This window comes from Enterobacter sp. C4G1 (genome assembly GCF_052886895.1).
In genome coordinates, this window is record NZ_JBQVVV010000001.1 from 532,815 (window position 1) to 557,197 (window position 24,383).

General features: G+C 51.1%; 25 protein-coding genes. 8 read left to right on the forward strand and 17 right to left on the reverse strand.

The genetic code is table 11. The annotated features are described in order from the left end of the window. Window positions 1-35: 35 nt before the first annotated feature. The 10 genes from ACT9TW_RS02535 to zapE all read right to left on the reverse strand — a co-directional run bounded on the left by ACT9TW_RS02535 (window position 36) and on the right by zapE (window position 9,706). Complete coding sequence (locus ACT9TW_RS02535) at window positions 36-587, reverse strand: hypothetical protein (protein ID WP_446491597.1); 552 nt, start codon at window positions 585-587, stop codon at window positions 36-38. Continuing rightward, the gene (locus ACT9TW_RS02540; protein ID WP_446492670.1) at window positions 584-3,004 is read right to left on the reverse strand and encodes a fimbrial biogenesis outer membrane usher protein; all 2,421 of its coding nucleotides are present in this window, start codon (window positions 3,002-3,004) and stop codon (window positions 584-586) included. The genes ACT9TW_RS02535 and ACT9TW_RS02540 overlap by 4 nt, the downstream gene beginning before the upstream one ends. A 9-nt stretch (window positions 3,005-3,013) precedes the next feature. Then, on the reverse strand, window positions 3,014-3,718 hold the full coding sequence (locus ACT9TW_RS02545; protein WP_256458814.1) for a fimbria/pilus chaperone family protein: 705 nt from the start codon (window positions 3,716-3,718) through the stop codon (window positions 3,014-3,016). A gap of 114 nt (window positions 3,719-3,832) precedes the next feature. Beyond that, window positions 3,833-4,510, reverse strand: a complete 678-nt coding sequence (locus tag ACT9TW_RS02550; RefSeq protein ID WP_315686966.1) for a DUF1120 domain-containing protein — start codon at window positions 4,508-4,510, stop codon at window positions 3,833-3,835. A 429-nt stretch (window positions 4,511-4,939) separates the two neighbouring features. Next, window positions 4,940-5,608 (reverse strand): DUF1120 domain-containing protein, encoded by a 669-nt coding sequence (locus ACT9TW_RS02555; protein WP_446491598.1) that lies wholly within the window; start codon window positions 5,606-5,608, stop codon window positions 4,940-4,942. 393 nt (window positions 5,609-6,001) lie between these two features. Then, window positions 6,002-6,502 carry a ClpXP protease specificity-enhancing factor gene (gene sspB / locus ACT9TW_RS02560; RefSeq protein ID WP_182062703.1) on the reverse strand — a complete coding sequence of 167 codons (501 nt, stop codon included), beginning with the start codon at window positions 6,500-6,502 and terminating at the stop codon, window positions 6,002-6,004. Between the two features lie 5 nt (window positions 6,503-6,507). Continuing rightward, window positions 6,508-7,146: a stringent starvation protein SspA gene (gene sspA / locus ACT9TW_RS02565; protein WP_182062704.1), complete on the reverse strand. Its 639-nt coding sequence runs from the start codon at window positions 7,144-7,146 to the stop codon at window positions 6,508-6,510. 308 nt (window positions 7,147-7,454) lie between these two features. Continuing rightward, a complete protein-coding gene (gene rpsI, locus ACT9TW_RS02570) occupies window positions 7,455-7,847 on the reverse strand; it encodes a 30S ribosomal protein S9 (protein WP_003860436.1) in 393 nt (130 codons plus the stop codon). A 15-nt stretch (window positions 7,848-7,862) separates the two neighbouring features. Further along, entirely contained in the window at window positions 7,863-8,291 is a 429-nt protein-coding gene (gene rplM, locus ACT9TW_RS02575) for a 50S ribosomal protein L13 (RefSeq protein ID WP_182062705.1), read from the reverse strand. A gap of 290 nt (window positions 8,292-8,581) precedes the next feature. Continuing rightward, window positions 8,582-9,706: a cell division protein ZapE gene (gene zapE, locus ACT9TW_RS02580; RefSeq protein ID WP_182062706.1), complete on the reverse strand. Its 1,125-nt coding sequence runs from the start codon at window positions 9,704-9,706 to the stop codon at window positions 8,582-8,584. Window positions 9,707-9,895: 189 nt separating this feature from the next. On the opposite strand from zapE, the gene zapG reads away from it, so the two are divergent. The 3 genes from zapG (at window position 9,896) to degS (ending at window position 12,993) form a co-directional block, all read left to right on the forward strand. Beyond that, entirely contained in the window at window positions 9,896-10,294 is a 399-nt protein-coding gene (zapG, locus tag ACT9TW_RS02585) for a Z-ring associated protein ZapG (RefSeq protein WP_446491599.1), read from the forward strand. Window positions 10,295-10,465: 171 nt separating this feature from the next. After that, a complete protein-coding gene (gene degQ / locus ACT9TW_RS02590; protein ID WP_182062707.1) occupies window positions 10,466-11,833 on the forward strand; it encodes a serine endoprotease DegQ in 1,368 nt (455 codons plus the stop codon). A 92-nt stretch (window positions 11,834-11,925) separates the two neighbouring features. Next, a complete protein-coding gene (gene degS / locus ACT9TW_RS02595; protein ID WP_014071983.1) occupies window positions 11,926-12,993 on the forward strand; it encodes an outer membrane-stress sensor serine endopeptidase DegS in 1,068 nt (355 codons plus the stop codon). Between the two features lie 55 nt (window positions 12,994-13,048). Here the strand turns inward: degS and mdh are convergent, their stop codons facing one another. After that, window positions 13,049-13,987: a malate dehydrogenase gene (mdh, locus tag ACT9TW_RS02600; RefSeq protein WP_182062708.1), complete on the reverse strand. Its 939-nt coding sequence runs from the start codon at window positions 13,985-13,987 to the stop codon at window positions 13,049-13,051. Between the two features lie 397 nt (window positions 13,988-14,384). Between mdh and argR the strand changes: the two genes are divergently transcribed. The 3 genes from argR (at window position 14,385) to yhcN (ACT9TW_RS02615) (ending at window position 15,870) form a co-directional block, all read left to right on the forward strand. Continuing rightward, window positions 14,385-14,855, forward strand: a complete 471-nt coding sequence (gene argR, locus ACT9TW_RS02605) for a transcriptional regulator ArgR (protein ID WP_148422335.1) — start codon at window positions 14,385-14,387, stop codon at window positions 14,853-14,855. Window positions 14,856-15,233: 378 nt separating this feature from the next. After that, entirely contained in the window at window positions 15,234-15,497 is a 264-nt protein-coding gene (gene yhcN / locus ACT9TW_RS02610) for a peroxide/acid stress response protein YhcN (RefSeq protein WP_166718057.1), read from the forward strand. 106 nt (window positions 15,498-15,603) lie between these two features. Beyond that, the gene (yhcN, locus tag ACT9TW_RS02615; RefSeq protein ID WP_014071986.1) at window positions 15,604-15,870 is read left to right on the forward strand and encodes a peroxide/acid stress response protein YhcN; all 267 of its coding nucleotides are present in this window, start codon (window positions 15,604-15,606) and stop codon (window positions 15,868-15,870) included. 66 nt (window positions 15,871-15,936) lie between these two features. Here yhcN (ACT9TW_RS02615) and ACT9TW_RS02620 read toward each other — a convergent pair whose 3' ends face one another. From ACT9TW_RS02620 to aaeX, 5 genes are all read right to left on the reverse strand, one after another. Next, on the reverse strand, window positions 15,937-16,209 hold the full coding sequence (locus tag ACT9TW_RS02620) for a barstar family protein (protein WP_315686979.1): 273 nt from the start codon (window positions 16,207-16,209) through the stop codon (window positions 15,937-15,939). A gap of 45 nt (window positions 16,210-16,254) precedes the next feature. Next, window positions 16,255-17,709, reverse strand: a complete 1,455-nt coding sequence (locus ACT9TW_RS02625) for an NAD-dependent succinate-semialdehyde dehydrogenase (protein ID WP_446491600.1) — start codon at window positions 17,707-17,709, stop codon at window positions 16,255-16,257. 88 nt (window positions 17,710-17,797) lie between these two features. Further along, window positions 17,798-19,765, reverse strand: a complete 1,968-nt coding sequence (gene aaeB / locus ACT9TW_RS02630) for a p-hydroxybenzoic acid efflux pump subunit AaeB (RefSeq protein WP_315686983.1) — start codon at window positions 19,763-19,765, stop codon at window positions 17,798-17,800. 5 nt (window positions 19,766-19,770) lie between these two features. Next, window positions 19,771-20,703 carry a p-hydroxybenzoic acid efflux pump subunit AaeA gene (gene aaeA / locus ACT9TW_RS02635; protein WP_446491601.1) on the reverse strand — a complete coding sequence of 311 codons (933 nt, stop codon included), beginning with the start codon at window positions 20,701-20,703 and terminating at the stop codon, window positions 19,771-19,773. 7 nt (window positions 20,704-20,710) lie between these two features. After that, window positions 20,711-20,914 (reverse strand): p-hydroxybenzoic acid efflux pump operon protein AaeX, encoded by a 204-nt coding sequence (gene aaeX / locus ACT9TW_RS02640; RefSeq protein WP_003860416.1) that lies wholly within the window; start codon window positions 20,912-20,914, stop codon window positions 20,711-20,713. Between the two features lie 179 nt (window positions 20,915-21,093). Between aaeX and aaeR the strand changes: the two genes are divergently transcribed. Together aaeR and ACT9TW_RS02650 are read left to right on the forward strand one after the other, a co-directional pair. After that, complete coding sequence (gene aaeR, locus ACT9TW_RS02645; protein ID WP_014071991.1) at window positions 21,094-22,020, forward strand: HTH-type transcriptional activator AaeR; 927 nt, start codon at window positions 21,094-21,096, stop codon at window positions 22,018-22,020. A 217-nt stretch (window positions 22,021-22,237) separates the two neighbouring features. After that, window positions 22,238-22,852 (forward strand): YagU family protein, encoded by a 615-nt coding sequence (locus ACT9TW_RS02650; protein WP_182062713.1) that lies wholly within the window; start codon window positions 22,238-22,240, stop codon window positions 22,850-22,852. A 50-nt stretch (window positions 22,853-22,902) separates the two neighbouring features. On the opposite strand, the gene tldD is transcribed toward ACT9TW_RS02650, so the two are convergent. Continuing rightward, on the reverse strand, window positions 22,903-24,348 hold the full coding sequence (gene tldD / locus ACT9TW_RS02655) for a metalloprotease TldD (RefSeq protein WP_182062714.1): 1,446 nt from the start codon (window positions 24,346-24,348) through the stop codon (window positions 22,903-22,905). Window positions 24,349-24,383 lie beyond the last annotated feature (35 nt).

Below are 24,383 nucleotides of genomic sequence, written 5' to 3' on the forward strand. Positions count from 1 at the left end.
AAATATCCAATATTGCTTTGTATTTCAACTACTGTTCACTTCATTAAAAGATGCCAGGTCAAATCACTTTCCAGCTTCGTTTGGTCCGAAATATTGCTGAAAGAACTGTCATTCAGTACCGGGAAAATGGTCACGGTAAAATTCAATTGCTGGCCGCTGGGTACTTGACCGTTTTCAACTGCCACCACCGCCTCGTTATTGCGAATATAAAGTGATGCACCGTTGTCATTTTCTGGCGTGAAATTAACCTGATCAGTCGTTTTCCCTACGCTGTAACTTTTCCCATCCAGCGTCAGATTACTCACTTTTATTGCCACACCGCCGTTCTGGCCAAACTGGAATCGCCCTTTCTGCCCGGAAGCCCCTTGCAACAAGATCGCCATCTGCTGTTTGTCAGGACAATAAACGCTGACATTGATGTCTTTGTCCGGCATCTTATTCCAGCTCTGTTGACTCGAGACGATGTTATCGCGCCGCATCTGATGGTAATCAACCACCTGCTGAGAGAGAGTTAACTGGCAATCATCAGCATAGGAAAAGCAGGGCAGAGCAAGCAGCAGAATCGCTAAAAAATGTTTAATATTCATCGACATACTCCGTTGACTTCCTCATAAAAAGCATCTTCGTCATGCTCCTCAGGGAGTGTGAAATCAAGCTTACACAGGCGTTGGTTATCATCATTGATGGCATAGAGGCTGTTAACCTGGTCTGCATCGTTCAGGAACACATGTCCGTCATCGACAACCGTCACCACGTAGTTATCTTTCTCATCCACCACCGACAAGCCTTTTGTCAGCGGCTGACCGTTAGCCTGCTTGATACGCAGCATCACGCGACGGCTATTCAGTACCTTAAAGCTCACTTCACTCACCGAACCGTGCGCGGCGGCGACGTATTTTGTACCGTTGGCGAGTGTCATACTTTGTGGCAGCTTGTTGGCATCGATCTCGATGCGCGAGTTACGCCATTCCGTCAGTCCCGGTATCACGGCCTGACCCCAGCGGTCAGTCCAGACGGTACCCTGCGGCGTGGTAATTTCTACGCCTGCTTTCGGTTCGCTCAGTTTGGCGATCGCGAAGGTATCTTTGATGGAATACGGCGAGAACGTAACGCCGTCTTTGTGCATGGCGATCCCACCCGACAGCGTCGCATTGTAGTTACGCTGATTGTTGCCGCTGGTACCGCCACCCACGCTCAACTGGGTGTAATGCAGGTTCGTGTTAATGTTGCCGTTGAAGCTGTTTTCCTTCGACTCTTGATCGCGGTCAGCGGCAATGTAGTAATGGGTGTTCTCGCCCAGCGCGCCACTGTTGGCCAAACCGTAGCTGGTGCTGTCGCCCTGCTTACGCATATAGGAGCTCAGGCTCTGCGAGCCGCCGAGCGGAATGCTGAGATTGACATAGAGAAGATCGTCGTTCTGATCGTCGTCTCTATTCCCCACCGCACTCTGCCAGTTCACGGTGACGGAGGCATACTTGAATGTCCTCGCCCATGAGAGCAGTAAGTAGCGTGAGTCTTCATCATCGCCGGTGGCCTGGTTGTAGCTGAAGCCTGCGCTGAACGCCCCGGCCACAGAGTTCGACCAACGGATATTACCCGTGTAGCTGTTGTCATACCCCTGGTAATCGTCGTCCATGGCGTCGGCCAGCTCACGATATTCACCGTTGTAATGGGCAACGCTGGCGGAGAGTCCTATGTTTTCCGTTAATGAGTACTCACTTTGCAACTCATTCTTGATGCCGCTGTCGCTGTCGCCAAAGTTCGCTTTGCTGGCAGCAATGCTGGTCGAAACACCCCAACTGTCGGTCACCATCAGCTCCGCTCCGCCCCCCGCGGCCTGGTAGTTTTCGGCTGCCACGCCGGAAGCCAGGAGATTCATCCACGGCAGAATACGCCAGCCATTAGAAACGTTTAAAACAAGCGGGTCGCTGTAATCACTTTCAATACTTCGAACCTGTCCAGCAGAGATGGTCAGCCCATTTGGACGTGACAGGTTACTGGATTTAACGGCAGAAGCAGGCACGATGAAATGGCTGGACGAACCGTCAGACTCCACCACCGTGACGTCGAGATCGACATTGTTGCGCACCATAGGTACGTCATCGAGTTTGAAGGGACCCGCAGGCACCAGAGTGTTATATATTAAGCGTCCGTTCTGACGCACTTCGACACGCGCCTGTGATGAGCGGGCAATACCTGACACGCTCACGCCTGAGCCACTTTTCTGCAAACCGGTGGTCGGCATAAGCTGAATACCGGTTATCGGTACACCGCTCAGCACGTCCGAATTGGCGTTGATTTGCCCCACCTGCATGGTTAAACGCTGTGGCACAAAGACATGCTCGGCGTAGGTATAAATGCTCTCTGCGTTACGCTTGCCGTCATCGTCCGTCAGGATATAGCTGCTGCGCAGGGACCAGTCCAGCGCGTTAAAGCCTGCTTCCAGGCTTGCCTGTGAATAGCGGTTGCTGTCGCTATCACCATATTCGTTACGGGTGCTGAATAAGGAGTAATTCAGCATCCCCGCCGTACCGCCGTGCTGGAAATTTTTGACATCAGCCGACAGGCTATTAATGGATTCCTGGGGGAGATAGAGTTCTACGGCTTCCTGGTTTGGCAACGCATTGACAACGGCCTGAGCATAATCAGTGTGAATATCATGGCAGGTTTCATCTGCTTTAATAGGTAACGGCATGATCCCAGCGAATTCCAGGAAGTCGTTATCCACGCACATGACGCCGTCTTCATTGAAGCGCACTGCGGCAACGCCACGATCCTGGCCATTCACTTTTATCGAGACAGAATGGGTACCCGGTAAAAATCGCGGTGCCTCTGCAAAATAGCGGTTGAGATCGGCTCCCAACCCACGCGACTGCAGAATGCCCGTATCAAACGTCACTTCCCTCGCCAGGAGGGAAGTCGAATTCAACAGTAGCAGAGGTAATGCGCCGGAAACAACAGCGCGCACAAAAAGTGCTAGGTGGCTTTTTTTACGCACCGCGATAGTCCTTTATTATTTATTTAATTCCGTGGTAAAGCTCGGGACTTCAACGCCATAGCGACTGGCCGGGAAAAACTTAACTTTATTATTCCCACTGACAGATTTACCCATGGAAAGCGTCATGCTTTCCCCTGGCAAAATATAGGTTTTAGCCAGCATCCCGGAAACGCCGGTTGGCTGTAGTACAACGTTTTGAGCCAGACGAACGACATATTTGCTTGGGTTTTTAACCGTGACAGATGAGCCGGATGCATTCCATTCCAGATATTTCCAGGCATCAGTCACAACACTCAGTTTCGCCGGGCGGATCAGTACAGGAATATCCTGACGAATATTGATACCGATTTTGACGTTTTTGCTGTCGCTTTTTGGCGGGATACCTTCAAAGGTTACACGCTTAACGTGCTCAACGCTCAGCGACTCTTTATTTTGCAGGATAAAACGAAGCTGCTGAGTCTGACCTGGCTCAAGGCGAACAACCGGTTGTGTTGCAATCAGTTTAATGCCTTTATCATCAGGCAGATCAACCACGCTGGTATATAACAGTGACGGATGGGTGTCCGTATTTTTAACGTTTATCGTGCCGCTGTGTGTGGCTTCATCGATAACCAGTAAACTGGTTTCCGGCACCATACCTGCCGCGCTCACAGAAAAGTGAAAGGCAAATAATGAAGCAGTAAACGCTAACTTAGTAAAACCCGATTTTGAATAAAACATATTACTATTGCCTATGATAAGAGTGTGCAAATATCCTTTTTATCGACTTGATTTAAAAAGAGTAAAGGTTTGGTCTTTACTCTTTTTTGTTTTAAAGTCACTGCGATAGATTAATCAGAGATAGGTCAGCGTAATGGTCGCCTGACCATTGAGTGAAGTATCATCCGTAATTGCCAGTGAATTGGTATCTTTAATGGCTAACGTCGTCACCAGTGGGAAAACGGCTGTTTTAAATGCAACAGGAGCTGAAGTACCGGCATTAGCAGCACTGACTATCAAAAAGTTATCTGAACGTATAGTGTTTGGTGCAGGTGTCCACGTACCTTCAGCCCAGTCCTTATTATGGCCCGTTACATCGCCCTCTGTACCATCAATAGTGACTTTGTAATCTTTAACAAAGATGGAGTAGTTACCAATACTGACGCCGTCATTTGTCTTACCGACACCAAAAAGGAAATAGCTTTCACTAGCATCATTACCGCTTGCCTTTCCGCCGCTGATTTTGATTCCAGCACTCGAATCGGCACGATCGTCAGAAACACTCCAGCCGACTTTCGTTGACGCAGTACAGTTAATGGCCAGGCTGATCTCTTTTTGACCCAGCTGATTATTTGACGTGGAGGACAATTCCCCCAAACGAATAATACCGTAATCCACGACCCCGCCATTACTAAGCTCTGGCGTACATGCCGAGTTAGTCAGCGTACCCGTTACTTTCAGTACCGCCGTTTCCGCAGCGAAAGCCGAACTGACACAAAGAGATAATACTGTCGCTACTAATACCTTTTTCATTGTTAATCCTTAACATTGAGTTGTAAACATTGTGTTATAGACATTGCTCTTAAAGGGCAGGGAAAACCGTCCTTCTATACCTGCCTGAATGCAGCGATGTATGAGTAAATAATATAAAAATATTGAATGTTTTCAATTTAGCATTATTGAATCAGTCTTTAAGATTTCTTATATATATATAAATTGAGTATTTTTACCCAAAGAAACCCTGTAAACACGCACCATAATAGTGGTGGGAACGCCTTGTTCAATAAACCACAGCTATATAACAATCATCACCGATAAATCGAAATATGCAAAAATATTAATGATATAGGTTATTTTTAGCACCCGGGGGTTATGGAATTAACATTCAGGATTCCGTTTGATAAAAAAGAGCGAATAAATCGCTCTTTTTAGATCGCTATATCACAAAGTACCTGAACGTTATTACAGATAGACCAGGCTAATCGTCGCCTGTCCCGCGATTGCCGTATCATCCGTAATCGCAAGGGTGTCAGTGCCCTGAATCGCCAGTGAGGTCACCAGCGGGAATACTGCGGTTTTGAACGCAACAGGCTCAAGCGTTCCTGGGTTTGCCGCTGTCACGATGTTATACGCATCACTACGTGGGCCAGGTGTTGTTCCCCAGGTAGTATCGCTAACCATACGCCCAATGGTTGTCATATTTACACCATCTAATACTGAGGTACGATCTTTGACAAATACGCCGTAGTTACCGATTTTAACATCACCCACCGTTTTACCTACACCAAACTGATAGTAGGCTAAATCGATGTCTCCACCTTCAGGCGTCGCATTTTTGATATTGATACCGGCGCTGGTGCTGCTCTGGTCATCCATCATCGACCAGCCCACTCTGGTCTCAACAGTACAGTTGATGGTCAAATCGATATTTTTCTGGCCTAACTGATTAACATCAGTCGCAGAAAGTTCACCCAGACGAATAATACCGTAATCAACAACACCGCCGTTGCTGAGTTCTGGCGTGCATGCGGAATTCGTTAATGTACCTTGTACTTTCATGACTGCAGTTTCCGCTGCAAATGCAGACGTCACGCAAAGAGAAAGGGCTGTAGCAAGTAAAATCTTTTTCATTTGTTATTCCTTAACGTATGATATTTATAATAATTATCCAGATATAATATTAAATTTACAATTAATATTGTATCCAAAAATTCATGCCTGACTGCATGCCGCTATAATATCCATCATATTAATATATGCAAATTAGCAATATTAACAGTCACGTTTAGATAAACTCAAATGATTAACTCGCCATTATAAAATCAGGGAGTAACTGCGTAAAAACCGGCATTTATGCTCACAAAATATATATTTCCGAACAAAATGCTTACAGCGGGTTTAAGTAAGAATCCATCACACATATAAATATTTTATAACATATACGTGATTTTTTATGCATTCTAAAAAAATAACCAACCGTGATGTATTATCAGGCTGGTTATTTTCTTGAGACTTATCAGCGCATTATTTAACGACTCTAAGCGCCGGACGGCCACCGCGCGGCGGCGGCGGATCGTCATCAGGATCGTGGTCGTTGTGATGGTCAGGTTTGTCGCCATCAATGATAGACATCACCGTATCGCTTTCGCGATCGTCAGATACGTCGTCATCATTCAGGCTGGCACCGTCTTCGTCATAAGCCGCTTCCGGCTCGAACATGGTACCTGCACCGTTTTCACGCGCGTAGATGGCCAGCACGGCAGCCAACGGCACGGATACCTGACGCGGCACGCCGCCGAAACGCGCGTTGAAGCGCACTTCGTCGTTTGCCAGTTCCAGGTTCCCCACTGCACGCGGCGCAATATTCAGCACGATCTGTCCGTCACGCGCGTATTCCATTGGCACCAGCACATCAGGCAACGTCACATCCACAACCAGGTGCGGCGTGAGCTGGTTATCCAGCAGCCATTCATAGAAGGCGCGCAGCAGATAAGGACGGCGTGGAGAAAGTTGTGACATTTCCACAGTCATTAGCCTCGGCCGAGACGCATTTCACGTTCCGGCTCTGTCAGAGAAGCCAGGAAAGAATCGCGTTCAAATACGCGAGTCATGTAGCCTTTCAGCTCTTTCGAACCCGGGCCACTGAACTCAACGCCCAGGGTAGGCAGACGCCACAGCAACGGTGCCAGATAGCAATCTACCAGGCTGAACTCGTCACTCAGGAAGAATGGCTTCTGACCAAATACCGGGGCAATCGCCAGCAGTTCTTCGCGCAGTTGCTTACGTGCAGCATCCGCCTCAGACGAGGAACCGTTAACGATGACGTTCATCAGCGTATACCAGTCTTTTTCGATACGCTGCATGTACAGGCGGCTTTCACCACGCGCAACAGGGTAAACAGGCATCAGTGGTGGATGCGGGAAACGCTCATCCAGGTATTCCATAATGATACGGGATTCCCACAGGGTCAGCTCGCGATCCACAAGCGTTGGTACGCTTTGGCTCGGGTTGAGATCGATCAGATCCTGAGGCGGGTTATCCTTTTCCACATGCTCGATCTCAAAACTGACACCCTTCTCGGCCAGCACGATACGAACCTGATGGCTATAAATGTCAGTAGGACCAGAAAACAGCGTCATTACCGAACGTTTGTTGGCAGCGACAGCCATGAAAACCTCCAGGTATATATTCAGAATTTACTGCTACCGGCCCACCAGGGCCAGCCAGATGAAATATCGCCCATCCCAGAGAAGACACATTGTTCAAGAATCGAACAAAAATCGAGTATTCACCGATATTTGGGCAGAAAATTGGATGATAGTTTACCAGATTTTAAGACCATTGTGGTGAGGGGATTCTGGAAATGTGGAAAAAGAGGACATATATGCATTGAATTTGTGGATAACCTGAGCATTATCCATAAAAAAACCCGCCGAAGCGGGTTTTTCGCCAATCGTTCTGCGGAAGCAGAAATTGATTAACGTTTGGAGAACTGTGGACGACGACGTGCTTTACGCAGACCCACTTTCTTACGTTCAACCTGACGAGCGTCACGAGTAACGAAGCCAGCTTTACGCAGTTCAGAACGCAGGGATTCGTCGTACTCCATCAGAGCGCGGGTGATACCGTGACGGATCGCACCAGCCTGACCAGAGATACCACCACCTTTAACGGTGATGTACAGATCCAGTTTTTCTACCATATCAACCAGTTCCAGCGGCTGGCGAACTACCATGCGGGCAGTTTCACGACCGAAGTACTGTTCCAGAGAACGTTGGTTGATTACGATTTTACCGCTGCCCGGTTTGATGAACACGCGAGCTGCGGAACTTTTGCGGCGACCAGTGCCGTAGTATTGATTTTCAGCCATTGCCTATAATCCCGATTAGATGTCAAGAACTTGCGGTTGCTGTGCCGCGTGGTTGTGCTCGTTGCCTGCGTAAACTTTCAGTTTACGGAACATAGCACGACCCAGCGGGCCTTTTGGCAGCATGCCTTTAACCGCGATTTCAATCACACGCTCAGGACGGCGAGCAATCATCTCTTCAAAGGTCGCTTCTTTGATACCACCGATGTGGCCGGTGTGATGGTAGTACACTTTGTCTTCGCGCTTGTTGCCGGTTACAGCAACTTTTTCTGCGTTCAGAACGATGATGTAGTCACCAGTATCAACGTGCGGAGTGTATTCCGCTTTATGCTTACCGCGCAGGCGACGAGCCAGTTCGGAAGCCAGACGGCCCAGAGTTTTACCGGTCGCGTCAACAACATACCAGTCGCGCTGTACGGTTTCTGGTTTAGCTGTAAAAGTTTTCATTAAAAGCTTACCCAAATAATAAGTTACACGTTGGTGAACACCCAAACGTTTAGTCAGTTGAGGTTCACACGACAAAGTCCGGCAAACCTACCCCTTCGAATAGCTAATGCCGACACATAGAAAGTTTCGGGAAAAAAACCTTCTCGTAACGTGGGGTCGCAAGATTATAGAGAAGTTGAGGTTAAAGATCGACCCTTAAATGTGATTCGGAGCGGGTTTTTCGGGGGGTGAGTTTTGTGCGGCCTGATGCCCTCACCCCCAGCCCCTCTCCCACCGGGAGGGGGTGGCATTTAAGGCATATGCTCACGCTTGAGGTACTCTTCGCTTTGCATCTCCTGCAAACGCGACAGGCAGCGCTGGAACTCAAACTTCAACCGTTCGCCCTGATACACCTCATATAAAGGCACTTCTGCGCTCACCACCAGCTTCACGTGGCGCTCATAGAATTCATCCACCAGCGCGATGAATCGACGCGCTTCACTCTCCATCAGCGGCGTCATAACGGGCACATCCAGCAGCATCACCGTGTGGAACAGGCGCGAAAGCGCAATGTAGTCATGCTGACTGCGGGCATCCACGCAAAGCGTGGTGAAAGAGACCGCCAGCGTTTGATTCTCAACGCCCTGCGTTTGCAGTGGCCGGTGGTTAATGTCCAGCACCGGCATGTTATTTCGCGGTGCACCCGCAAGCGCCAGCCACAGTTTATCCATCTGGCCTTGTGTGTCGGCGTTTAATGGCGAGAGCCACAAATGCGCCTGGGTCAGCGTGCGCAGACGATAATCCACACCCGCATCAACGTTCATGATGTCGCAATGCTGCTTAATAGCATCAATGGCGGGCAGAAAACGCGCCCGCTGCAAACCATTTCGGTAAAGCTCGTCGGGGGGAATGTTCGATGTTGCCACCAGCGTAATCCCGCGCGCGAACAGCGCTTTCATCAGGCCGCCCAGCAGCATGGCATCGGTGATATCGGATACAAAAAATTCATCGAAACACAGCACGTCCGTTTCGGCTTTGAAACGTTCGGCAACAATATCCAGCGGATCGCTCTGCCCCTGTAGCGCCGTCAGCTCTTCGTGAACACGCAGCATAAAACGGTGGAAATGCAGGCGCTGTTTACGCGTTCCCGGCAGGCTTTGGTAGAACATATCCATCAGCCAGGTTTTACCGCGCCCCACGCCTCCCCACATATATAAGCCACGCACTGGTGCATTCACCTGCGGCTCTTTTTTACCGAGCAACCGCCCAAATGCCGCTTTTAACCCACCGCTTTGCACTACATCTGCGGGTTTTGCCGTGAGTTCCTGGTAAATTGTATCCAGTCGGTTTACCGCTTCACGCTGAACGTCATCTGGCTGATGTGAGCCCTCGTTCAGGGCCTGTTGGTATCGCGATGAGGGGGAAAGGCTTTGCATGATATTGTTGTTATTCCTTCAGTTAATGCTCATCAGTGTGCACGACTGATGAAAAAAAGGCCGTTCTACACTACGCGATGATACGTCAGGATTCCACTTCTGCGGAAATAGCGGTTATAGTGGCATTATCAGGCACAGGCAGGAGCCGAGCCAACACCCTACGGAATCACAAGACAACGGGAGAAGTTCATGACCTGGGAATATGCGCTAATTGGTTTAGTCGTCGGCATCGTGATCGGTGCTGTAGCCATGCGTTTCGGTAATCGCAAATTGCGTCAGCAGCAGTCCTTACAGTACGAACTGGAAAAGAATAAAGCTGAACTGGAAGAGTATCGCGAAGAGCTGGTCAGCCACTTTGCCCGTAGCGCCGAGCTGCTGGATAACATGGCCACCGACTATCGTCAGCTGTATCAACACATGGCAAAAAGTTCCAGCAACCTGCTGCCGGAAATGACCGCGGAATCCAACCCATTCCGCAATCGTCTGGCTGACTCCGAAGCCGGTAACGATCAAGCCCCGGTGCAGATGCCACGTGACTATTCAGACGGCGCATCCGGCCTGCTGCGCGGTGGCGCAAAACGCGATTAATCGCACAACCTGAATATATTTTACGGGTGCACATGCTGCACCCGTCCTTTCTTTCTGACCCCAGCTATTATTTAGTCAAATACCTCATTGTTCAGCGGTTTAAAATTCAATAACATCAACGTGTTTTTGGGGCCGTTCTTCCTTTATTTCAGGTTACGAGAGTCAACATCGATGAAGAAAAAAAACCAGCTGTTGAGCGCTATCGCGTTAAGTGTCGGGTTATCTCTCTCGGCGTCCTTCCCTGCAACCGCAAGCCTGCCTGCGCAGGTTCCGGGACAGTCAGCCATTCCTAGCCTCGCACCGATGCTGGAAAAAGTGCTGCCTGCTGTAGTGAGCGTAAAGGTGGAAGGCACTGCGCTGCAAAACCAGCGCGTACCTGAAGAACTGAAAAAATATTTCGGCGATGAATCTCCCGACCAGCAGGCTCAGCCTTTTGAAGGTCTGGGCTCAGGGGTGATCATCGATGCCGCCAAAGGCTATATCCTGACCAACAATCACGTTATCAGCCAGGCCGATAAAATCAGCGTTCAGCTGAACGATGGCCGGGAGTTTGATGCCAAACTGATTGGCGGTGATGACCAGAGTGATATCGCGCTGTTGCAGGTGCAAAATCCCAGTAATCTGACCCAAATCGCCATCGCCGACTCCGACAAACTTCGTGTCGGCGATTTCGCCGTGGCGGTCGGTAACCCGTTTGGTTTAGGGCAAACGGCAACCTCCGGCATCATTTCAGCACTGGGGCGCAGCGGCCTGAATCTGGAAGGGCTGGAAAACTTTATCCAGACCGATGCCTCTATTAACCGGGGTAACTCCGGCGGTGCGCTGCTTAACCTGAACGGCGAACTGATTGGCATTAATACCGCTATCCTGGCGCCTGGCGGCGGCAGTATCGGTATCGGTTTTGCAATCCCGAGCAACATGGCCAAAACCCTGGCGCAACAGCTGATGCAGTTTGGTGAAGTGAAACGCGGGCTGTTGGGCATCAAAGGAATGGAGATGAGCGCGGATATTGCTAAAGCGTTCAACATCAACGTGCAGCGTGGCGCGTTTGTCAGCGAAGTGCTGCCAAACTCCGGCTCCGCCAAGGCGGGGGTGAAATCGGGTGATGTCATTGTGAGCCTGAACGATAAACCCCTGAGCAGTTTTGCCGAGCTTCGTTCACGTATCGCCACCACCGAACCGGGTGCCAAAGTGAAACTCGGCCTGATTCGCGATGGCAAACCGCTGGATGTGGAAGTGACGCTGGATAAAAGCACGTCCTCCTCTGCCAGCGCAGAACTTATCGCCCCTGCGCTGCAAGGCGCAACGTTGAGTGACGGGCAGCTTAAAGACGGAACGAAAGGCATTACTATCGATACCGTCGAAAAAAGCAGTCCTGCCGCTCAGGCGGGTTTACATCAGGATGATGTGATCATCGGTGTGAACCGCAACCGCGTGCAATCCATTGCGGAAATGCGCAAGGTGCTGGAAAGTAAACCGACGGTCATTGCCCTGCAAATTATGCGTGGCAATGAGTCTATTTATATTTTACTGCGCTAAGCATTTGCGACTCCGGACATCGCCGCTGCGTGTGATGTCCGGAGAACTCATGTTATGCTGCAAACCGTTCCTTTTTTAACGACACGCGCATCATGCTTTTAAAGCTCTTTCGTTCCATTGCCATCGGTTTGATCGTTGCAGGCCTGCTGTTAGTGGCTATGCCGTCTTTACGTCAGTTCAATAAGCTGACGGCACCGCAATTTGACAGCACGGATGAAACGCCTGCCACTTACAACCAGGCCGTTCGCCGTGCCGCCCCTGCTGTGGTTAACGTCTATAACCGCGGCCTTAACAGTTCGAGCCATAACCAGCTGGAAATCCGCACGCTCGGATCCGGTGTGATTATGGACGAACGCGGCTATATCATTACCAACAAGCACGTTATCAACGATGCCGACCAGATAATCGTCGCATTGCAGGATGGCCGCGTGTTTGAAGCTCTGCTGGTTGGCTCTGACAGCCTGACCGACCTTGCCGTGCTGAAAATCAACGCCACCGGCGGCCTGCCGGTTATCCCGATTAACCGCAAACGTACGCCGCATATCGGGGATGTTGTTCTGGCGATTGGCAACCCATATAACCTGGGGCAAACCATTACCCAGGGGATTATCAGCGCCACCGGTCGAATCGGCCTGAACCCGTCTGGCAGACAGAACTTCCTGCAAACGGATGCCTCTATCAACCACGGTAACTCCGGCGGCGCGCTGGTGAACTCGCTGGGTGAACTGATGGGGATCAATACCTTATCCTTTGATAAGAGTAATGACGGCGAAACGCCTGAAGGGATCGGTTTTGCAATTCCATTCCAGCTGGCCACCAAAATCATGGACAAGCTGATCCGCGATGGTCGCGTGATCCGTGGCTACATCGGTATTGGCGGGCGTGAAATTGCGCCAATGCATACCCAGGGGGGCGGCATTGATCAGATCCAGGGGATCGTGGTCAACGAAGTGTCACCTGGCGGCCCGGCAGCCAATGCGGGTATTCAGGTTAACGATGTGATTGTGTCAGTGAATGGCACACCGGCGGTATCTGCGCTGGAGACCATGGATCAGGTTGCGGAAATTCGTCCTGGTTCGATCATTCCGGTAGAAGTTATGCGTAATGATAAGAAACTGACGATCCAGGTGACTATCCAGGAATACCCCGCGACAAATTAACAGGCATAAAAAAACGGAGCGATTAGCTCCGTTTTTTTTATGCCTGGAAGCGATATTACTTGTTAACGAACTCTTCGCCCAGGGTGATATCTTTTTTCAGCGTATCCAGCATGCCTTCCATCGCGTTCTGTTCAAACGCACTCAGTTTGCCAATAGACTGATGTTCTTCGATACCGTTTTTGCCCAGCAGCAGTGGCTGAGAGAAGAAGCGTGCGTGCTCGCCGTCGCCTTCAACGTAAGCGCATTCCACCACGTTTTTCTCGCCCTGCAGAGCGCGAACCAGAGACAGACCGAAACGTGCAGCCGCCTGGCCCATGGACAGCGTTGCCGAACCGCCACCAGCCTTCGCTTCCACTACTTCGGTGCCAGCGTTCTGGATACGTTTGGTCAGGTCAGCCACTTCCTGCTCGGTGAAGCTCACGCCTGGGATCTGAGACAGCAGAGGCAGAATAGTCACGCCTGAGTGACCACCGATAACCGGCACTTCGATGTCGGTTGGCTGTTTGCCTTTCAGTTCAGCAACAAAGGTGTTGGAACGGATGATATCCAGCGTAGTCACGCCGAACAGTTTGTTCTTGTCGTAAACACCCGCTTTCTTCAGCACTTCTGCTGCGATAGCCACGGTGGTATTGACTGGGTTAGTGATGATACCTACGCACGCTTTCGGGCAGATTTCAGCGATCTGCTGTACCAGGTTTTTCACGATGCCGGCGTTGACGTTAAACAGGTCCGAACGATCCATGCCTGGCTTACGTGCAACACCTGCAGAGATCAGCACAACGTCAGCACCTTGCAGAGCAGGACGCGCATCTTCACCGGAGAAACCTTTGATTTTCACAGCTGTCGGGATGTGGCTCAGATCAACCGCCACACCTGGGGTTACCGGAGCAATATCGTACAGGGAGAGTTCTGAGCCTGAAGGCAGTTGGGTTTTCAGTAGTAGGGCAAGCGCCTGGCCGATACCACCAGCAGCGCCGAGGACTGCGACTTTCATCCTAAACTCCTTATTATGGTTAACTTAAGTAACTAAAACTCCGTCGCGGCGACCTTAATTCAGCAAGTAAATAATTTCAATTTTCGTAGCTAAAGAATTTGAGGTCACTCGCCTTTCGCCAACGCCAGAATGCTATCGGACAGCAGGCGGCAACGAATTAAGAGGTGGTTACAATACACCCTGCCCCGCCACCAAAACAACATCAATTTGATAACATTTAATTTACTTTTAGCCTTATTTGCGCGGCGTGACCCAGGCATGTTTTCTGATAACGAAATCTGATAAAATCACTCCCTTTCATAACATTATTTCAGCCTTACACCTGGCAGATAGTTTGCATAAAAATTCATCCACATGCATAATAATGTTGTTTCTACCGTCATATTCCGGGTGACTTATGCGAAGCTCGTCTAAGCAAGAAGAATTAGTGAGGGCGTTTAAAGCGCTACTCAAAGAAGAGAAATTCAGTTCTCAGGGAGAAATTGTTCAGGCGTTGCAAGAACAAGGCTTCGATAACATTAACCAGTCGAAAGTCTCCCGCATGTTAACCAAATTTGGCGCAGTACGTACGCGTAATGCCAAAATGGAAATGGTCTACTGCCTGCCTGCTGAGCTTGGCGTGCCAACAACCTCAAGCCCACTGAAAAACCTGGTACTGGATATCGACTACAACGATGCCGTTGTGGTTATCCACACAAGTCCGGGCGCTGCGCAGCTTATTGCCCGTCTGCTGGACTCCTTAGGTAAAGCGGAAGGCATCCTCGGTACCATTGCCGGTGATGACACCATCTTCACCACTCCGGCAAATGGCTTCTCCGTAAAAGATCTCTACGAAGCTATTCTGGTGCTGTTCGAACAAGAGCTGTAACCCTTCTCCCCGTGGCCGCTGGCTGCGGGGATCATCCTGCTCCCGCCTCGTTTCGCCCTACTTTGTATCACCTTTCACTTTGACAAATAGTGCGTTTTACCACGCTCAAACATTCATTTGGTGAATGCTAAATCAACAAATCGCACAAAAAATCAAAGTCTCATATCCATATGATTTTTTTAGACATAACCAAACATCGTGACGAGAAAATGACCATTTTTATACATTTTGGTTATAAAAAATATGTTGGTTAACACTTAATTACCAGAGAAACAATTAGCATGGTATTAATTTTTGTCGTTATTAGTGTATACTTGATTTTGTGATGAGGGTCACGAAACAAGACCCCAATAATAAAATTCGACGAGGTAATGAATCATGAAAATCAAAACTACTGTAGCGGCTCTGAGCGTTCTGTCTGTCCTGTCATTCGGTGCTTTCGCAGCCGACTCCATCAACGCAGATCAGGCGCAGTCCCGCCAGGCAATCGGTACGGTTTCCGTAGGGGCTATCAGCACTTCGCCTATGGATATGAACGCCATGCTGAACAAAAAAGCGGAAGAACAAGGTGCGTCATCTTATCGCATCATTGAAGCCCGCACTGGCGACCACTGGCATGCAACGGCTGAACTGTACAAATAAGATTTGCTGATAACTGAAGACACTTTTTTCCTTAACGGCACCAGGCATAAAAAAAGCAGTTTAACCCTTCTCGCCGTTGAGCAAACACGATTCAGGAGTAATGACTATGAACACTAAATTAATCATCGCAACCCTTGGCCTGGCCTCTGTTCTCTCTTTTGGCGCTAGCGCCGCAGTTCACCAGGTTAATGCCGAACAAGCAGAAAATCTGCAATCCATGGGTAGCGTATCTGTTGCAGCAGTAGCGGGTTCTCCGATGGATATCCGTCAGGAATTGGCCGCTAAAGCTGAAAAAGCAGGCGCCAGCAGCTATCGGATCACCGAACTGAATGAAGGTGACCACTGGCACGCAACGGCTGAGCTGTACAAATAGACCCTCGTCGTATCTCATCATACGACTTGCCCCTGACTCCGGTCAGGGGCTTTTTTTATCTGTGGTTCAATGCCGGGCGTTGAAACGCAGCTGCCCTTCAAGCTCTTCTTCAGCCTCATCAAACAACAACACCAACGCGCCAAAACGCCTGCGCAGTTTTTCCGGCAGATGGATAAACTCGATTTCCAGTGGTAATGGCAACTGATTGCCAGTAACCACATCCCACAGCGTGTCTAAATTGGTGACGCTCTCCCGCTCCAGGTCAAACACCCGAATAAATTCACGATAGAAGTCTTCCTGACTGTCGATCTCGTCAAAATCAAATGTGTAGGTTTTCATTGCCAACCACCCGGTCCAGGCGGGCGGCAGATGCCGCCCTGACGATTATAATCCCCCAATATGCAGGGTTTTAACTTCCAGAAACTCTTCCAGCCCCAACACAGAGCCTTCACGGCCTAGCCCTGACTCTTTAACGCCGCCGAAAGGTCCCAGCTCGGTCGAGACTGCACATTCATTAATGCCGATCATGCCACTTTCAATGGCCTGAGAAACACGGAACACGCGCGACAGGTTCTGGGTATAGAAATAGGCCGCCAGGCCGAAGGGAGTATTATTGGCGCGCTGAATGACTTCCTCTTCCGACGTAAAGCGGAAGCAGGCAGCAACCGGGCCAAATGTCTCTTCTGCTGCAAGCAGCATATCTTCGTGGCAATCCCCCAGAACGGTCGGCATCCAGAAGTTACCGCCCAGAGGGTGCGCCTTGCCGCCTGCCAGCACGGTTGCACCTTTGGCAACGGCATCTTCAACATGCTCCCGCACTTTGCTCACCGCCGCAGGCTCAATCATCGGCCCCACGACAACGCCCTCTTCCAGGCCATTACCAACCTTTAAGGCCTTCACGGCATCAGCAAGCTTGTTCACAAACTGGTCGTAGACGGTTTCCTGGATATAGAAGCGGTTTACACTGACGCAAACCTGCCCGGCATTACGGAATTTGTTAGCGATAGCGCCTTTAACGGCGGCATCGATATCTGCATCTTCAAAGACGATATAGGGCGCGTTGCCGCCCAGCTCCATAGAGACTTTTTTCATTGTCTCTGCCGCGTTACGTACCAGCGTTTTGCCGACCGCAGTAGAGCCGGTGAAGGAAATTTTTCGAACATCGTGGCTGGCCATAATCGCATCGCTGATTTCGTGCGTGTTCCCTGCCACGGCGTTTAATACGCCATCCGGTACACCTGCCTGTTTTGCCAGCGTCAGCAGAGCAAAAGCGCTCAGGGGCGTGTTATTGGCCGGTTTGATAACACCGGTGCATCCCGCAGCCAGCGCCGGGCCGAGCTTACGTGTCAGCATCGCCATCGGGAAGTTCCACGGCGTAATTGCCGCCACCACACCGACAGGTTCGCGGGTAGCCAGAATACGCGAGCCGGGTTTGATCGGCGGGATAATCTCACCGTTTGCCCGTTTAGCCTGCTCAGCAAACCACTGGATAAAACTTGCTGCATACTCGACTTCACCCTCGGCCTCTTTAAGGGGCTTACCCTGCTCGGTGGTCATTAACCACCCGAGCCAGCTTTTGTTTTCAATAATCAGTTCATACCAGCGATACAGGATCGTCGAACGTTCCTTCGCTGTTTTCGCCCGCCAGGCGGGAAAAGCACGGGTCGCCGCCGCAATGGCTTCTTCGGTTTCTTTTTTTCCTGCTTTTGCGACTTTGGCGATTACGTCACCCGTTGCCGGGTTGAGTACATCAAAGGTGGTTGCCAGCGTTTTCCATTCGCCATTGACCAGATAGCCGGTCTGAAAGAGTGCATTGTCCTGAAGTGCCTGGGTAGTCATGTGTCCTCCCTTTCTGAGTTTAAGAACTTGCAAGACTAAGTATAGCCACAAAAAAACCGACGCTTTTGGCGTCGGTTTTTTAAGGTAATCAGTTGTCTGTTAGCGCATTCTGGTAGCGATGAAGCATGAACACCAGTCGCTCTACCGGCTCTGTGACCTGCGGCGGCGCTTCCCAGATGCGCAGCTTCTCCTGGTAAATATCCAGCTCTTCCAGCAACTGCTTAAAGTAGCGTCGCCGTTTGTCATCACTGGATGCGGAAATGACATGGTCGGCGGTACGACGCAGCTGGCGGTGAAATGAAGAGAGATCGTCGTTGATCGGCACTGGCGCATTTCGCAAACGCTGATGTGCAATGATCATTGTTAATGCCAGGCGGAACTTAGCGATGTCGCCAGGGAATTTATTCAGCAGTAAAAACAACTGCTGATACAGCGCTGGCAAGTGGTTCTCTTTACGACGCGCGGCGTTGGTAGTCATGGACGATACCGCAGCCGAAACAAACTGGTTTAACAACACGCGGCCTGTTCGCACCTGTGAGTTATCGCGTACCAGCAGAATCACCATCAACGCCAGGAAACACCCCACCAGTTGACCCAACGCGCTGTCGAGGAACTGGCTGAAGTGGAACGTCATTGGGTTATCCAGCACAATGATGTTAATGGTACTCGCCAGCGCCCCCAGAGAACCAATACGACGCTTCTGTACCTCAATACCAATAAAGAACGCCAGCACCGCCAGGCTGATACAGAGCAGCAGCATACTTTGCTGGGTCGAAGGGATGATCACCAGGAAATAGAAGGCGCCGATCGGCAAGGCGGCAATAGTCCCGTACAGGAAATCAATCGCCACCATCCGTGGGTTGGGCAGGCGCATTGCCAGCGAGGTGACAACGGCAATCATCACCATGGCACCGCTACCGGAAGTCCAGCCCGTCCAGAGCCAGAACAGCGTGCCAAGCATACAGGCAAGCGTTGTACGCCAGAAGTTAACCATCGCGTGATGCCGCTCGGCAGACTCCGCCTTGATAACCACTTCCCCTTGTAAGACGTCTTCTTCGGTTGCGCTGATTTTGGTGTTGCTGATAACACCACGTTTAAGCAACAGATAGCGAGTCGCCGCACCAACCCAGGTATAGATTGTCTCCGGCGTATCGCGCTCACCCGTCCAGGCGATGACCCTGCGCATACGTTTAAGCTGTTTGTGGACGTCCTGCACCGTTTCAACCGGCTCATCAAAAAGCTCGCGGAAGGTATCGGTCACCACTTCCGGGCGTGTGTTCTGAATAAGATAGGTTTCGCACGCCTGAGTTATCAGGGTGAGTGATAACGTATTGATGGCTTTCAGGCGGCGATTTGCACGCGCCCAGCGCGAGGACTCCATGTTCAGGTTGCTGCGCATCCCTTCCAGAGCCGCCGTGCGACGCACCAGCCCGCTCCAGGCTTTATCAACCACTTCGCTGTCGCCGTGCTTAATGCACAGTTGCATCAGCTGATATTGCGCAACCAGCAGCGAATCCAGCTCAATATCGACTTCTTGTTTGATTGAACGAGGCGAGAAAAGCAGGTCGGCAACAATCGCGCAGACAATACCAATGACGATTTCGCTACAGCGCTCCACTGCAAATTGCGGTGCGAGCAGCGGATCGGTCTGAATGGTAATGACAATGATCAGTGCGGTATAACCCGAAAGCCCCCAGGCGTAGGAGTTTTCCACCCTCACAAGGGAAGAGATCCAGGTACAGAAACCGGCCCATATACAGCACACCATCAGCATCAGCAGAGGCGTGCGGATCATCAGAATGATGATCGTTAGCGCCGCAATACAGCCGATGAATGTCCCGATGATACGCAGCATCCCGCGGTAACGGATAGCGCCAGAGTAGGGTTCACCACCCGCAGCAAATGCCGGGCCTGCGGCCACAATAGCCGCCGTCAGCACCGCCCAACGGGGCGTTTCCAGCTGGAAGTGAAAGCCTACAAACAGCGCCAGCACAATGGCACATGCCAGCTTCACGGCGAAGCGGATGTGCTGGCTGGCGATGGAGAAGATGCCCATAGCGATTAACCAAACTCACGCAGGCGATGTGCGATTTTACGGAAGATAGAGTCCTGGCTGGCATCCCGGTCTTTTTCGCCGGTGATCACTACCGTAGCGGTTGTCCCCGCAGGCCACAGGTTACCCTGCTGCTCATCCAGATGAATACGCACCGGCACACGCTGCGCCAGACGCACCCACTCAAGGTTGGAATCAACGGTTGCCATCCCTTTCGTGTCGCTGGTGCTGCTGGAGTTAGTCACACCCGCAGCCACGCTGTCCACCGTACCTTTCAGCACGCGGTTACTGCCAAGCGGAGTAATTTCTGCACGATACCCTGGACGCACGCCCTCAAGCTTAGTCTCTTCCATATAGGCGAGCACGTAGAACGAGTTTTGCTTCACCAGCGCGACCGCGGTGGAACCCCGGGTAATAAACTCACCGGTATAAACGTTCAGGTTAGTCACCCAGCCATCAGATGGCGCACGGATTACGGTACGCTCCAGATCGAGCTTCGCCAGATCGCGCGTTGCTTCGGATTTTGCCAGTTGATGCAGCACGGTTTGCAGCACGTTATTGGACTGGTCAATCTCTTCACGAGACATGGCCTGAACACCTAACTGGTTGCGGCGTCCGGCTTCACGACGTTTTTCAGCCGCCAGCGCCTGGTAGTAGGCTACGTCTGCGTCAGCCTCTTCTAAGGCTTTTTGATAACGTGGCTGGTCGATGGTGAACAGCACCTGATCCTTTTTCACCAGTTGGTTATCGTGTACGTTCACCGCAGTGATAAGACCAGCGACATCAGGCGCAATCGCCACCACATCGGCACTGAAACGCGCATCGCGCGTCCACGGTGATTCGGTGTAATAGACCCAGGCGCGGAAAATAGCGATGAACGCGAGGATAACCAGCGCCATGGTAATGGCGGTGCGGGAGATTTTTCTTGTTAGCGTTTTCACATCGACCTCAGACAAACATGCGCGATATTAGATAAAACAGGCAGCAATACAGCGCGGTATTAAACAATGCAGGATGCCAGACGAAATCGTAGATCCCGGTAGGAACCAGCACCTTGCGCACCAGCCAGAAGATCGCCAGTGATAAAAGAAGTTCGAAGAATATCGGTGGGAACGACAAACCGAACACCACGATAACGGGAAACAGACTCATGTTGACCTTGATTAGAGAGAGTGCAGGCTACAGAATTTTTAAGCACACGCCACCGCAGGAGAGCAAGAAAGGCTGGGCGAGAGTGGCGTAGCCGTTATGTAATTAATAATATATTAACGTAACTGTTATGCTGTTATCTATAATATGTGATCTAAATCACTTTTAAGCCAGAGTGAACAATGGAACGTTTAAAACGCATGTCGGTCTTCGCCAAAGTGGTCGAACTTGGCTCCTTTACTGCCGCAGCCAGACAGCTCCAGATGAGCGTCTCTTCCATCAGCCAGACGGTTTCGAAACTGGAAGATGAGCTACAGGTAAAACTGTTGAACCGGAGCACTCGCAGTATTGGGCTGACGGAAGCGGGCAAAATTTACTACCAGGGTTGCCGTCGCATGTTGCAGGAAGTGCAGGAGGTGCACGAGCAGCTCTACGCCTTTAACAACACGCCCATCGGTACGCTGCGCATCGGTTGTTCTTCAACTATGGCACAAAATGTACTCGCTGGCATGACGGCTGAAATGCTCAAAGAGTACCCCGGATTAACGGTAAATCTGGTCACGGGTATCCCCGCCCCGGATCTGATCGCCGATGGGCTTGATGTGGTGATCCGCGTCGGCGCATTGCAGGACTCCAGCCTCTTTTCTCGCCGTCTGGGGAGTATGCCCATGGTGGTCTGTGCTTCAAAAAGCTATCTGGCGCAGTATGGTGTCCCGGAAAAACCCGCCGATCTCAGCAACCATTCGTGGCTGGAGTACAGCGTTCGCCCGGACAACGAATTCGAGTTGATTGCCCCGGAAGGCCTTTCAACGAAACTGCTGCCGGAAGGGCGGTTTGTCACCAACGATCCGATGACCATCTCGCGCTGGCTGGTTGCCGGTGCCGGGATCGCCTACGTACCACTGATGTGGGTGATCAACGAGATCAACAGCGGGGTACTGGAGATCCTGTTCCCGCGCTATCAATCCGACCCGCGTCCGGTGTATGCCCTGTATACCGAAAAAGACAAGCTGCCGCTGAAAGTGCAGGTGTGTATTAACTATCTGACGGAGTATTTTGTGGAAGTGGCGGAGCTGTTTCAGGGAATGCGGGGAAGACGCAAAGAGTAATAATTAAATCCCGGAAAGAATATTTGGCATGAATATTTCCGGGATTTTTCCGCCGCACTTAAGGAATTTCCCGCCCTCCTATCAAGAATAGCGAATTGACACTGCCACCACCTGACATTTACCGTGTAAGCAGTCTGACATTCAGACTGTTATTTTTTTGTTACCAATATGAATAATAAAAATATAATTTTCAGGATTATTTAAACAAGGACCAGAAATGAATCTATTTGAACAAACACCGCCTTCGCGCAGGCGCTACGGGCTAGCCGCGTTCATTGGCTTAATCGCAGGGATTGTCTCCGCGTTCGTCAAATGGGGAGCCGAAGTACCACTGCCCCCGCGTAGCCCTATTGATTTATTCAGCGGCGCATGTGGGCCAGAGCAATTAATAAGAGCAGCAGGGCAGATTGACTGTTCTCGCAACTTTTTAAACCCGCCTTATATATTTCTACGCGACTGGCTGGGCGTTGTTGATCCTAACGCGGCAGTTTACACATTCGCTGGTCATATATTTAACTGGGTTGGCGTAACGCACATTATTTTTTCTATCGTCTTCGCCGTAGGTTATTGCATAGTTGCAGAAGTCTTCCCAAAAATAAAACTCTGGCAAGGCCTGCTCGCCGGTGCATTAGCTCAGCTCTTTGTTCACATGATCTCGTTCCCACTGATGGGGCTGACACCACCGCTCTTCGAACTTCCCTGGTATGAGCATGTTTCAGAGATCGTGGGTCATCTGATCTGGTTCTGGTCGATTGAAATTATTCGTCGTGATTTGCGTAACCGCATCACTCACGAGCCCGACCCTGAGTTCCCGCGCGGAAACTTACGTTAAAAAAAATGGCGCTACCCACAGAGTAGCGCCATTTTTCATGACGGGTCAGGTCAGGCTGTGCCGCCCACCGTCAGGCTGTCCACTTTCAGTGTTGGCTGGCCCACGCCAACTGGCAGGCTCTGACCTTCTTTACCGCAGACGCCCACACCGTTATCCAGCTTCAGATCGTTACCCACCATCGAAATCTGCTGCATGGCTTCAATGCCGGAGCCAATCAGGGTTGCGCCCTTCACAGCTTTGGTCACTTTGCCTTTCTCAATCAGATACGCTTCTGAAGTAGAGAAGACAAATTTACCGGAGGTGATATCCACCTGGCCGCCGCCAAAGTTTGGCGCGAAGATACCGTAATCAACGGATTCGATAATCTCCTGCGGTGTGGATTTGCCCGCCAGCATGTAGGTGTTGGTCATACGCGGCATCGGCAGGTGCGCATAAGACTCACGACGGCCATTACCGGTTGGCGCAACGCCCATCAGGCGCGCATTAAGTTTGTCCTGCATATAGCCTTTCAGTACGCCGTTTTCGATAAGCACGTTGTACTGACCTGGCGTGCCTTCATCGTCGATAGCCACAGAGCCACGGCGATCGTGCATCGTGCCATCATCCACCACAGTGCAAAGTTCAGACGAGACAAGCTGCCCCATCTGACCACTGAATACGGAAGTGCCACGGCGGTTAAAATCGCCTTCCAGACCGTGACCGACAGCTTCATGCAGCAGCACGCCCGGCCAGCCAGCACCCAGCACCACCGGGAATGTCCCCGCAGGGGCAGCAACTGCATTCAGATTCACCAGCGCCATACGCACGGCTTCTTTGGCCCACGCGTCAGCGCGCGTTTCACCGTCAACATCGCCCAGGAACCAGTCATAGCCGAAACGACCGCCGCCGCCGCTTGAGCCGCGCTCACGTTTACCGTCGTCATCGACCTGCACGCTAATAGAAAGACGCACAAGCGGACGTACATCCGCTGCCAGGGTGCCGTCAGTCGCAGCAACCAGGATTAATTCATAGACACCGCTCAGGCTGGCGGACACTTCCTGCACACGCTTATCGGCGGCGCGAGCCACTTTATCCACGCGGCGCAGAATATCCAGCTTCTCTTCGCGGCTCATGCTTTGCAGTGGATCGATGCTGGTATACAGCGCGGAATGTTGTACTTCACCCAGCGTTTTTACCCGGCCATCGCCGGTTTCACGCACAATGGTACGCGCGGCCTGCGCGCTCTGCTCCAGCGCAGTCAGGCTTATCTGATCCGCATAGGCAAAACCGGTTTTCTCACCGCTGACGGCACGCACACCAACGCCCTGGTCGATGTTATAAGAGCCATCTTTAATGATGCTGTCTTCTAAAACCCAGGATTCGTGATAGCTCGACTGAAAGTAAAGATCGCCGTAGTCGAGTCGGCGTTCGGTCAGTTGACCAAGAATGGAAAACAGGTCCTGATGGCTCAGGCCGTTCGCTGCCAGCAGATGTTCACTTACCAGGTTCAGACTCATCGTTTTGCTACTCGTTCGTTGCCGCCGCATGGCGG

Bases quoted from the DNA above. Each gene is read 5' to 3' on its own strand.
- ACT9TW_RS02650 (WP_182062713.1), top strand. From the start codon at position 22,238: ATGAATCTATTTGAACAAACACCGCCTTCGCGCAGGCGCTACGGGCTA.
- yhcN (WP_014071986.1), top strand. From the start codon at position 15,604: ATGAACACTAAATTAATCATCGCAACCCTTGGCCTGGCCTCTGTTCTC.
- degQ (WP_182062707.1), top strand. From the start codon at position 10,466: ATGAAGAAAAAAAACCAGCTGTTGAGCGCTATCGCGTTAAGTGTCGGG.
- zapG (WP_446491599.1), top strand. From the start codon at position 9,896: ATGACCTGGGAATATGCGCTAATTGGTTTAGTCGTCGGCATCGTGATC.
- rpsI (WP_003860436.1), bottom strand. From the start codon at position 7,847: ATGGCTGAAAATCAATACTACGGCACTGGTCGCCGCAAAAGTTCCGCA.
- ACT9TW_RS02550 (WP_315686966.1), bottom strand. From the start codon at position 4,510: ATGAAAAAGGTATTAGTAGCGACAGTATTATCTCTTTGTGTCAGTTCG.
- degS (WP_014071983.1), top strand. From the start codon at position 11,926: ATGCTTTTAAAGCTCTTTCGTTCCATTGCCATCGGTTTGATCGTTGCA.
- ACT9TW_RS02625 (WP_446491600.1), bottom strand. From the start codon at position 17,709: ATGACTACCCAGGCACTTCAGGACAATGCACTCTTTCAGACCGGCTAT.
- ACT9TW_RS02620 (WP_315686979.1), bottom strand. From the start codon at position 16,209: ATGAAAACCTACACATTTGATTTTGACGAGATCGACAGTCAGGAAGAC.
- rplM (WP_182062705.1), bottom strand. From the start codon at position 8,291: ATGAAAACTTTTACAGCTAAACCAGAAACCGTACAGCGCGACTGGTAT.
- yhcN (WP_166718057.1), top strand. From the start codon at position 15,234: ATGAAAATCAAAACTACTGTAGCGGCTCTGAGCGTTCTGTCTGTCCTG.
- aaeR (WP_014071991.1), top strand. From the start codon at position 21,094: ATGGAACGTTTAAAACGCATGTCGGTCTTCGCCAAAGTGGTCGAACTT.
- zapE (WP_182062706.1), bottom strand. From the start codon at position 9,706: ATGCAAAGCCTTTCCCCCTCATCGCGATACCAACAGGCCCTGAACGAG.
- sspA (WP_182062704.1), bottom strand. From the start codon at position 7,146: ATGGCTGTCGCTGCCAACAAACGTTCGGTAATGACGCTGTTTTCTGGT.
- mdh (WP_182062708.1), bottom strand. From the start codon at position 13,987: ATGAAAGTCGCAGTCCTCGGCGCTGCTGGTGGTATCGGCCAGGCGCTT.
- aaeX (WP_003860416.1), bottom strand. From the start codon at position 20,914: ATGAGTCTGTTTCCCGTTATCGTGGTGTTCGGTTTGTCGTTCCCACCG.
- aaeB (WP_315686983.1), bottom strand. From the start codon at position 19,765: ATGGGCATCTTCTCCATCGCCAGCCAGCACATCCGCTTCGCCGTGAAG.
- ACT9TW_RS02535 (WP_446491597.1), bottom strand. From the start codon at position 587: ATGAATATTAAACATTTTTTAGCGATTCTGCTGCTTGCTCTGCCCTGC.
- tldD (WP_182062714.1), bottom strand. From the start codon at position 24,348: ATGAGTCTGAACCTGGTAAGTGAACATCTGCTGGCAGCGAACGGCCTG.
- ACT9TW_RS02545 (WP_256458814.1), bottom strand. From the start codon at position 3,718: ATGTTTTATTCAAAATCGGGTTTTACTAAGTTAGCGTTTACTGCTTCA.
- argR (WP_148422335.1), top strand. From the start codon at position 14,385: ATGCGAAGCTCGTCTAAGCAAGAAGAATTAGTGAGGGCGTTTAAAGCG.
- ACT9TW_RS02555 (WP_446491598.1), bottom strand. From the start codon at position 5,608: ATGAAAAAGATTTTACTTGCTACAGCCCTTTCTCTTTGCGTGACGTCT.